This is a genomic window from Nocardia sp. NRRL WC-3656 (genome assembly GCF_000720265.1).
In the GTDB taxonomy this organism is placed as follows: Bacteria; Actinomycetota; Actinomycetes; order Mycobacteriales; family Mycobacteriaceae; genus Nocardia; species Nocardia nova.
The window spans coordinates 1-1,345 of sequence record NZ_JOJF01000091.1; the positions used below are offsets into that span (position 1 = coordinate 1).

At 63.8% G+C, this 1,345-nt stretch carries 1 pseudogene; it reads right to left on the reverse strand.

From position 1 onward, the window contains the following. Nucleotides 1-18 precede the first annotated feature (18 nt). Nucleotides 19-1,124: pseudogene (locus tag IG65_RS35510) on the reverse strand (IS110 family transposase). Nucleotides 1,125-1,345 lie beyond the last annotated feature (221 nt).

Genomic DNA, 1,345 nt, shown 5'->3' on the forward strand with positions numbered 1-1,345 from the left:
GGACTCTCAATGACTGTGTCAAGCCGCAGCTGCCACCGATGTCGGGCGGATGGCACTGAATTCGCGGCCGTCGCGCAGCAAGGCCCACAAGACATCCACCAGCCGTCTGGCCAGCGCTAGAAGGGCTTGGGTATGAATCTGTCGCTCGCTGCGTTTGCGGTCGTAGAAACGCCGCGATGGTCCATTCTCGTAGCGCAGGCTGGACAAGGCAGCCATGTAGAACAGCTGGCGAAGTTGGCCAGGTCACCACCGGTGCCCACGAGGAACTCCGCACCCAGTCCCGGCCCCATGCCAGGCAGCGATTCGATGATGCGGGCCCACGGGTGTGCACGAAATCGGGTGGTGATGAGTTTGTCGGTGTCCTTGATCTCGCGGTCGAGGTCGAGGAGTTTGCGAGCGACGCGCTTGACGAGCATGGCGGTGTCGGCCTCGCCCGGCAGGGCCAGGCTCTGACGGTGCGCGGCGTCGACCGCCGCGACCGCTGTCTTTCCGATGACCGGTCTCCACCCGCCGTTGTCGACGAGATATGTTGTGACACCGTCGATTCCGGCAGCCCGAAGCTCGGCAGGAGTGCACATTCCGGCGACCAGAACCAATGGGGTCCGCGCCGTGTAATCGAACGCGGCCTCCAGCGCCGGAAAGATCGAGCCGAGCAAGGCCCTGAGCCGATTGATCCCGGCGACCCAGTCCGACATCAGATCGGTGCGGTAGCTGGTCAGCTGGGTCAGCCCGACCACCAATTCCTCAGGCATCGTGACCTGACTCAGATCGCGGCGCATACGGGCGGTTTCGGCGATCACCTTCGCATCCTTGGCGTCGGTCTTGGCCTCGCCGCGGAATCCGTGGGTCATCGTGTTGACTACCCGGCCCGGCACATACGTCACCGCCTGATCAGCGGCCAGCAACACCGTGATCAGCAGCAACGCCATCGGACTGGTCAGATCGATTGCCCACCGCACCAGCTGCCCAGCCTGGTCGGCGCGCGCGATCAACGCCTCGATCGCGGCTTGGTCGTTGCCGACCTTCTGACTGAACACCGTCTTGCCGGTCTCATCGACCGCGCAGGCATGATGCGACGCTTTGCCGACATCGATGCCGACCCAAATCTCCGGGCGAGTATCCACCCACGTGCTCCTGACTCCAAAGTTACCGCGCCCGTGGACAACCCCGCCGACAGATCCCTAAACAGCGACGACCCGCAACAAGCTCTCAATCAGCAGCCGGAGCGTCCAGCGCGGCGGGGCAGCCAGTCCTTCGGAGCCTCGAACAAGGCAAAAACCCATCAGCTACACCCCACCGCTCTGGGCATCCAGGGCACCAACCCCAGACACCTACAAACTTAGGG